Raw genomic sequence first — 9,303 nt, 5'->3', positions numbered from 1 at the left:
AAAGGCCGTCTGAAAGGTAATCAACCTTGTTGACTTCCCCTTCAGACGGCCTTTAATCTGCCTTATTCAAACAAAACGTCTATGCCCTCTTCCCCAACTTCCAAGCTCGCTCGCTCCGGCATATGACCCGCCGTCTGCTGCCATTGTAAAAAACTTTGGGCTATCGCCGGCATCACCTGACGGTTCAGCAGGTGGTCGATGTTGCGCGCACCGCTGTCGCCGGTCGTACAGGAATCGGCCAGTAGCGCTGCAAAGTCCTCACTGTAGCTGAGACGTGTTTGATGGGCTTCATACAGCCGGTCTGCAATTTTATCCAACTTCAATCTGACGATTTGGGCCAATGCTTCTTTTTCCAACGGACGGTAAGGAACGACCTGCATACGCGCCAACAATGCGGCTTGGAAGTGGTCTGTCAGTATCGGACGGATGGCTTCCGCCAGTTCTTCCAAGCTGTATTCGGGTGCTTCTTCGGCTTCGGCAGGGCCGTCTGAAACTTCGGTGTGCTCAAACGGAGTTTCCGGCATTTGTGCAGAAAGTTCTACTTCGGTATCGGCGATCTGTTCTTGTCCGTTTGCTTCTTGGTTTTCTTCTACTGCGGCTTCTTCTGCCTCTTCCGGCTCTTGCGGTTTCAGCAACTGGGTCAGTTCGTTTGCGCCCAAGTTCGAAGTCATCAGGATAACGGTGTTTTTGAAGTCGATTTCCCGGCCCTCGCCGTCACGCATCATGCCTTTGTCGAAGACTTGGTAGAAGAGGTTGAGGATGTCTTTATGGGCTTTCTCGACTTCGTCCAGCAATACGACGCTGTATGGTTTTTGACGTACGGCTTCGGTCAATACGCCGCCTTCGCCGTAGCCGACATAACCCGGAGGCGAGCCTTTAAGTTGGGAAACGGTGTGTGCTTCGCGGTATTCGGACAGGTTGATGGTAATCAGTGATTTTTCGCCGCCGAAGAGTGCGTCTGCCAATGCCAGGGCGGTTTCTGTTTTGCCGACACCGGATGGGCCACTCAACAGGAATACGCCCAACGGGGAGTCGTTGGTTTTCAGGCCGGCTTTAGCGGCCCTTAAACTTTGCGCAATCGCATGGATGGCTTCGCTTTGTCCGACTACGCGTTGCTCAAGCAGGCTTTCGAGCTGTAGCAGGTTGGCCAGTTCGTCTTTGAGTACGCTGCCTGCGGGCACGCCTGTCCAGTCGGCGATAATGTCGGCAATCACGGTTTCATCGACGCTGGTAAAAATCAGCGGTTTGCCTGCGACGACGGCATCCAGCTGTTGCTGTTTCTCGGTCAGGCTTTGTTGTGCGGCTTCCCGCTCTTCGGAAGTTAATTCTGTATTTTTGGCGGCTTCCATTAAGGATTGGATTTCGTCCGCCAATTGTTTTTCTTCCTGATAGCGGCGGTTCATTTCTTCGCGCTGTTCGTTCAGTTGGGCAATTTCCTGCTCGACTTGTCGGATGTTTTCTTCTTGCGATGCGTTCAGACGGCCCAGTTGTTTGTCGGCATCCAATGCTTCCAATTCCCGTTGCAGCGAGGAGGCCTGTGCCTCCATCAAGCCGAAGATATGGGGAACGGTATCCAAGCTCATGCGGACGCGGGCGGCGGCTGTATCCAACAAGTCTACGGCTTTGTCGGGCAGTTGGCGGCCGGTAATGTATTTTCTGGAGAGTTGCACGGCTGCGATGACTGCGGAATCCTGAATATGGACTTTATGGTAGGCGGCATAACGCTGTTTCAAGCCGCGCAGCATGGTAAAGGCTGATTCGTCATCTGGCTCTTCTACTTTGACCATTTGGAAACGGCGCTCCAATGCGGCATCTTTTTCAAAATATTGTTTGTATTCGCTCCAGGTTGTGGCGGCAATGGTGCGCAATTCGCCTCGTGCCAAGGCCGGTTTTAAGAGGTTGGCGGCATCTGCGCCACCGGCGCTGTTGCCGGCGCCGATTAAGGTATGCGCTTCGTCAATGAACAATAAGATGGGTTCTTCGGAATTTTGAACGGCTTCAATCACGTTACGCAGGCGTTGTTCGAATTCGCCTTTAACGCCTGCACCTGCCTGCAGCAAGCCTAAATCCAAGACCAATACCTGTGTGTTTTCTAATATTTTAGGCACTTCGCCTGAGGCGATTTTCAGGGCCAGGCCTTCTACCAGTGCGGTTTTGCCGACACCCGGCTCGCCGACCAAAATCGGATTGTTTTTACGGCGGCGCGATAAAATATCCATCATTTGGCGGATTTCTGTTTCGCGACCAAATACGGGGTCGATACCGCCTTGGGCTGCTTTTTCAGTCAGGTTGACGGTAAAGCGCGCCAATGCATCGTTTTGTCCGGTTGCTTTAACCGGTTGTGGTTTGGATTCGGCCTGAGTGCCTTCCTGGCCTTCTTCGGCAGAAGTTTGGGCAAACGTATTGTTGGTGCCTTCGATTGAGACTTCATCCAACCATGTTTTCAGACGGCCTATTTGGGTTTCCGTCAGACTCAACAGCGGCCATGCATCCTGCGTCATCAGACGGTAAGGGGATTTCAACAATGCCTGATACAGATAAGCGGAACGGATTTCTGATGCGCCTTCGTCACTTGCCAACAGCCATGCGTCTGACAATAGGCTGACCAGTGATTTGGACAGTGAAGGATTACCGCGGACATTGCGCGGCAGTTTATCCATCGTGTCCAGTAAAGGGTTCCAGATGTTTTCCGAATCAATTTCGTAACGTCTCAATAAGGCGCCGACATCGCCATCCCCTAATTCCAATAGTTTGATAAACAAATGGTCAACCGTAATTTCGGCATGACCCCGTGTTTGACATAAACCGGCGGCGGCTTCCATTGCCTGTTGGCAATGCGTATTCAGACGACGTAATAATAAGGCTTGATCATGTGCAGACATTTGATATCCCTGATGTAAAAATGTGTTATAAAAAAGTGCTACCTTTATCAGGCAGCACTTTATGTGGATGATTAAGCGCGGCTTTCGTTCCAGCTGTCGGAATGAATGATGTTGCCGTCTTTATAAGTCCAAGTGATTTTTTCGTAGCGCAATTCAACGCGTTCCAAGTGGTTGTAACGCTCGCGTGCAGGGTCTTTGATGTTGTGCATTACAGGACCTACTGCGACAACTTTAACGTTGTCCAGTTTGGTATTGAAGTACTCTTTCTCTTGACCGGATGCATCAATTTGATACCACTTGATTTCTACTTCTTTTAAAGTTTGACCGGTGGTTACGGCTTTGTACAAGTATGGAGAAGACGCATCGTATTCTTTGTACAATACGATAGGTTCATGAACGCGGGTACCTGTCAGTTTGCCGGTATTGGCATCTGTAGGAATGCGAACATTGTGTTGGAACTCAACGATCTCAACACTGTCTTCACGGCCGTGAACGTCAACAGAACCTTTAATAGCGGAACCGCCATCGTCTTTCAGCCACATATAAGCAGGAATTGCCATATTTTTACTCCTTAGTTTTATTAAAAACGCTTTAAGTTTTAAGGCTTAAAGCAACTTGTGCTGCATTGAATTACTGTGTTGCCGAGGGAATAAGGATAATCTCAACCCTGCGGTTCTTGGCCTTACCGTCTTCTGTCTGATTGTCTGCAATCGGTTTGGTATCGCCCAAACCTTTGACTTCAAACCGGCCCTCAGGAACATTGGAAGAAATCACCAACCAGTCTTTGACGGATTGGGCCCGTTTTTCTGACAACTGCTGATTGGAAACAGGATTTCCGACATTATCGGTATGGCCTTCAATTAAAATGCGGGTATTAGGATGTGCTTCGATTGCCTTCAATACGCCAATCAATGCTTTATTGGCATTATTTTTTAATTCAAACTGTCCGGTTTCAAAGAGTGCCAAACTGTCCAGGGTAAGAACCACCGGCTCCGGCTTTTTGACAGGCTCGGGCGCTTTAGGAACTTCGGCAGGGATTAAGGCTTTTAATTTGAGGATATAGGCCTGTGCACGATACAGTCCCAAGCCCAAATATGCAGGAACACCGTGATCACGGTATCCTTCAAGCAATTTCAAGTCCTGCTTCAACAGCCCTATTTTTTTATTCTGTTCGGCTTTATCCGTTTCCATACGGAAGTCCGCTATATGCGTGCCGATTTGTTCCAACAAACGGCTGTTGTTGACAGTTGAAAACGACGCGGCCAGAAAAAAACCGGCAACACCAATGAATAATACCTTAAAAATCATATCTGAAATATGATTTCTATGATAAACGGCATATTTATCCAGATATTCGGATAGGATGTATCTTACCGAACCATGTTGAACGCTTTTTGCTGACGGAATAAGACCATCTGTATTTTTTACCAAATAAGCGGCCCATTCAGATGTATTTTGAAAATTTCCGCAATCGGCAAGGCTTAAACTGCATATGTCCACATACTCCCATCCGCTATCTGTATTTTTTAAGAATTTTTCTTCTAAAAAATTCAGTGCCTCCATCAGATAAATATATTGATGGCTATACTGGGCATTGCTGTCATGCAGGAATTTAAGGGACAGGGCGTTTTTCAGGTTCTTTAAGAATTCGTTTATCTGCAGACGGTTGTGTTCTTTCTTATTAATGATAGAAAAAACGGAATGACTGTTTTTTCTATCAAACAAAAAAGACACCGGCGTTTGAATCAACCAGTGCACTGGGATAGTCAAACCCGTGCTCTTCTGCAGAAAAAGTATATTACGCAACCATGTGCGCAAAGTGGTCGCAATATCGGTATTTTCCGCAGGGGAAAGCCACAGCTCCAGGCTCACAGAAACATACTTATGGGCTGTATTTTCAAGCAAATTGGAAACAACAGGATGCAGATTTTCCGAACCCGACATATTGATATAGACGGTGTCATTCACCCTCTCTACCAACTTTCTCGGCACAGAAGAGTCATGCAGACGAATGATATAGCAACCCAAATCTCCATTGGGATCCAATTCTTCTGCGATTTTCTTCCAAAAATCCGTATTGATTTGTTCGCGTTTTTTCTTTAGATAAAAACGCCAATAATAAAAGGCAGCCCCAACTGACAATGCCCAAGCACAGCCTTTGATTATCCAACCTGTCTGCCAATATACTGCGAACACATACAGTAAAACGAGCTCAAAAACAGCCAAGGTCGCCAGAACCGAAATTTTCCGATAAGTCATTATATAAACACTTGAAATTACAATGCTTGTATTTGTTCAACCAAACCATCCAGATAATATCTAAATGCAAAGTATGCAACCGCTGCTACAACAATGCTTCCCACAAGCAGCCAGGCAGGACGGAGGCTGAATGCTTTTTTTAGCGGCGTTCCCTTTTGATCTATATAAAACAACTTACCGTCTTCCGATACGGCATTGCTTGGAAAGGCGGGTGTGATTTTTTTCAACTGTTCCTGTGCGGTGTGCAATGCATCTTCATCCAGAACATATCGACCCCTGAAGCCCAAATTAATCACACTCAGATAGGTTTCCGCCACCAAGGGACTGGCATCCTTGTGGTTTTTACACAAAGATTCGATTCGGTCACACAGGATATCCCCCGCATTATATGATTGGAAAAAACAAACCTGCATAGGGTTTCTTTCCCATACTTCCCTGTCGTTACCTTTCAGCGTGCGCAGTGCAACCTCATCCAAAAGGGCGCATTGTGCATATGAAACTTCTTCAATATCCGCCTCTTTCCATCCAAGCTCGGCTAATTTTGCCTTTAAATCCTGAATCAGATTTTTGCAATGAGCATACCATGATTCGGAATGGTCAGGTGTAAAGCCGGCAGATAATGCGGATACCGCCAAAGCAGTATCTCTCAAAACGGTTCTAATTAAGGGTTGGTTATTCATATTAAATACTCACTACTGCAAATAGGCTTAAATGTAAATCAGAAATAGAGGCCGGAACATAAATGCTGCATACTTGGGACTGCATCATCCTATCAAACGCGATATGCCGTTTATCCAACCTAAAATACACATTGTCCATTCTAAAAGGCAGACCCGGCGGAGTCTGATGAAGGTGATGTAAAGGTACGCCGACCACTGCCGTATTAATTACCCGCTCCACATCATCGGGCGCACCGATTTTGCTGACCAAAGGCAGCTGTTTTTGCAATTCCAAGAAGTCGACGGAGTCGGAATGGGCGGAAAGATAAAACTCTGCATCAGCATTGATTCGGTCATCAAATATCTGGGCGCGCCAATGCGTCGATTTCAGATGCTCCAGTGACAATTCGATAACAGGGGAAGGAATAACCTCATCCAGCAAATCACGGATTTTTTGTTCCAAACGGTTGAATGTTCCAAATAAATCAAAGTGATCATATGAGTCTATCTCTTTAACGGACTCGTTGGCTCTAAAGGTATACAGCATACCCAGCAGGCGTACCAAAAGTTTATAAAACTCTTCCGGATGCTTCTGCGGGGAATCATTCAGGTGCTTCAATTCCGGATAAATGGTATTTAAGCCATGCAGAAACCAAAACAGCATCGAATCGGAAACTGAAAAATCAACGACACTTTCGCTCCGAGAGCGGCGGCGGGCAGACAAATTCTCTATACGGGATAATACCATCAAAGTGATGCGGTTAAGACAAGAGAATAAAGTTTCCGATCCTGTTATGGATAACAATGGCGGGATATAGTTTTTAGCCCAAACGAAAGCGCCCGTCTCATCTTTCTCTATTGCACCGATAGGACAGGTAATATAGTCGTCATTTTGTTCAAAATCGAAACGAATGGTGAGATTCAATCCCTCCACCGCAAACTCTGTTTCCTCGGTAGAGAAAATATCCTCCACCTTCTCAAAGCTCTTAACAAAGCGCTTGGGCGTATCTTTGGTTTCATCCTCATCTACCAAGTTTGAAACATGTGCCTGATAGACTGGCAGTGCCAACAATACAACATTTCGTTGCTGTAAAGGCAGGCCTTCAATATTGCGCACATTGACGTGGCGTCCGCCGGCCTGCAAATCAATTAAGGTACCATCCGGCAAGCATGCCTGAAGTGTATCTAATTTGATTTTTCCAACTTCTAATGCCTGACGGTCAAATTCACATTGAAAACAGCCCCATCTAAAATCCCCCATCATTCTCATTAACAGGGCATGCATATGATTATTGAATTTGTCTTGTTGTTGAAAATGTTGAGGCGATAGGAGCACCCCCTCTTCCCATAACGGCTTGTGAAATTTCACTGAAAAACCTTTTTCCGGTAAATTTGAATACGATAGACAAGCTATCTGTCTAACATTTATACTAACCAATCAGGATATTTCCTGACCCCATACCTTGCATTTTATTTGAAAAAATGACATAAGTGTCATTTAATCTATCAAAAAAGGATAAATTTCATCGTGAGCAAAAGTTTTCAAAACGAAGTTCCGCCTTCCCGTATCAATATTAAATTGGACTTACATACCGGCGGCGCACAAAAAAAGGTTGAGTTGCCGCTTAAGCTTTTAGTAACCGGCGATTACAGCAACGGCCAAGATAAACGCGATCTTGCCGAAAAAGAAAAAGTCAATATTAACAAAAACAACTTTGATTCAGTATTATCCGATTTCAATCCTAAAGCCAATCTGACCGTCAAAAACACACTCTCTCCTGCCGGCGGCGAAATGAATGTGAATTTGGATTTCAAATCCATGCGCGACTTCCATCCGGAGCAAATTGCCCAAAATGTGCCGGAATTGCGTGCCTTGCTGGCTATGCGCAACCTGCTTCGCGATTTGAAATCCAACTTGTTGGACGACTCTGCTTTCCGTCGCGAATTGGAAACCATTCTGCGTGACGAAAACCTGTCTGCCGAACTGCGCGACCGTCTTGAAAAAATCGCACCTATCAATAATAAGTAACATCAAAGGCCGTCTGAAATACCCGTAAGGATTCAAATATGCAAAAAAGCCAAAAGGCCCAAGCCCAAACTACAGTTATCGAACAAGAAAGCACAAACAGTGTTTATGAAGATCTGTGTAAAAAAATCAATCTGAACGCCGTTGACTCCGTCATCGATATCGAGCAATTCCAAAGTGCCGAGAAAATGTCGGAAGCCTCTGCCGACGAGCGTATCGCCGCAGCCGTCAGCGTCTTCATGAAAATGATCCAAGACTCTTCCCAAAAAGTGGAGCGCCTGGACAAAAGCCTGCTCGATTACCACATTGCCCGTATCGACGAACAACTCAGCCGTCAACTGGATGAAATCCTCCATAACGAAGAATTTCAAAAAATCGAATCCGCATGGCGCGGTTTGAAATTCTTGGTCGACCGAACCGACTTCCGTCACAATGTCAAAATTGAAATTCTTGATGTTTCCAAAGAAGATTTGATTCAAGACTTTGAAGATGCGCCTGAAATCGTGCAAAGCGGACTGTACCGCCACACTTACAGCAACGAATACGACACCCCGGGCGGTGAACCTATCGGCGCCGTGATTTCAAACTACGAATTTGACCGCAGCCCTCAAGATATGGCTTTGTTGCGCAATATCTCGCGTGTTTCCGCTTCTGCACATATGCCATTTATCGGCTCGGTCGGCGCATCTTTCTTCGGCAAAGAAAGCATGGAGGAAGTGGCTGCCATCCAAGATTTGGCCAACTATATGGACCGCGCCGAATACATCAAATGGAAAAGCTTCCGCGAAACAGACGATGCACGCTATATCGGCTTGACCCTTCCCCGCTTCCTCGCCCGTCTGCCATACGGCAGCGACACCGTGCCTGTCCGCAGCTTCAATTACGAAGAACAGGTAAAAGGTACGGAGCATAACCGCTATTTGTGGGCAAATGCATCATTCGCCTTTGCTGCTAATATGGTGCGCAGCTTCATCAATAACGGTTGGTGCGTCCAAATTCGCGGCCCGCAGGCCGGTGGCTTGATTGAAGACTTGCCTATTCACATGTATGACCTGGGTACCGGCAATCAAATGAAAATCCCGACAGAAGTCCTGATTCCGGAAACCCGCGAATTCGAATTTGCCAATCTGGGCTTTGTTCCGCTGTCTTTCTATAAAAACCGCGATTACGCCTGCTTCTTCTCCGCCAACTCGACTCAGAAACCTGCGTTGTATGAGACCAAGGAAGCAACCGCAAACAGCCGCATTAACGCCCGTTTGCCTTACGTCTTCCTGCTCTCCCGCCTGGCACACTACCTCAAACTGATCCAGCGTGAAAACATCGGTACCACCAAAGACCGCCGTATGCTTGAGTTGGAACTGAATAATTGGATCAATACCCTGGTAACGGAAATGACCGACCCGAGCGACGAGCTGCAGGCAACACATCCGTTAAGGGAGGCAAAAGTATTGGTGGAAGATATCGAGGACAACCCGGG

The 9,303-nt window shown here is 46.6% G+C and carries 7 protein-coding genes; 2 read left to right on the top strand and 5 right to left on the bottom strand.

The annotated features are described in order from the left end of the window. Window positions 1-62: 62 nt before the first annotated feature. The 5 genes from tssH to tssK all read right to left on the bottom strand — a co-directional run bounded on the left by tssH (window position 63) and on the right by tssK (window position 7,169). Window positions 63-2,882 carry a type VI secretion system ATPase TssH gene (tssH, locus tag DBY97_RS11260; protein ID WP_107858382.1) on the bottom strand — a complete coding sequence of 940 codons (2,820 nt, stop codon included), beginning with the start codon at window positions 2,880-2,882 and terminating at the stop codon, window positions 63-65. A gap of 71 nt (window positions 2,883-2,953) precedes the next feature. Next, window positions 2,954-3,442 (bottom strand): Hcp family type VI secretion system effector, encoded by a 489-nt coding sequence (locus DBY97_RS11255; RefSeq protein WP_107858381.1) that lies wholly within the window; start codon window positions 3,440-3,442, stop codon window positions 2,954-2,956. A gap of 70 nt (window positions 3,443-3,512) precedes the next feature. Then, window positions 3,513-5,141, bottom strand: coding sequence for an OmpA family protein (locus DBY97_RS11250; RefSeq protein WP_107858380.1), 1,629 nt, complete (start codon window positions 5,139-5,141; stop codon window positions 3,513-3,515). 17 nt (window positions 5,142-5,158) lie between these two features. Further along, the gene (locus DBY97_RS11245; protein WP_101756361.1) at window positions 5,159-5,821 is read right to left on the bottom strand and encodes a DotU family type IV/VI secretion system protein; all 663 of its coding nucleotides are present in this window, start codon (window positions 5,819-5,821) and stop codon (window positions 5,159-5,161) included. Window position 5,822: 1 nt separating this feature from the next. Then, window positions 5,823-7,169, bottom strand: a complete 1,347-nt coding sequence (gene tssK, locus DBY97_RS11240; protein WP_107858379.1) for a type VI secretion system baseplate subunit TssK — start codon at window positions 7,167-7,169, stop codon at window positions 5,823-5,825. Window positions 7,170-7,328: 159 nt separating this feature from the next. Here tssK and tssB point away from each other — a divergent pair, with 159 nt between their 5' ends. Together tssB and tssC are read left to right on the top strand one after the other, a co-directional pair. Then, window positions 7,329-7,829, top strand: coding sequence for a type VI secretion system contractile sheath small subunit (tssB, locus tag DBY97_RS11235; protein ID WP_070589491.1), 501 nt, complete (start codon window positions 7,329-7,331; stop codon window positions 7,827-7,829). Window positions 7,830-7,867: 38 nt separating this feature from the next. Then, the coding region (gene tssC / locus DBY97_RS11230; RefSeq protein WP_107858378.1) for a type VI secretion system contractile sheath large subunit at window positions 7,868-9,303 on the top strand (1,436 nt) is incomplete at its 3' end.

It is taken from the genome of Neisseria subflava (assembly GCF_003044645.1).
Taxonomy (GTDB): domain Bacteria; phylum Pseudomonadota; class Gammaproteobacteria; order Burkholderiales; family Neisseriaceae; genus Neisseria; species Neisseria subflava_B.
Note: the sequence above shows the minus strand (reverse complement) of the source record. Positions and strands in the feature narration are given on the sequence as shown.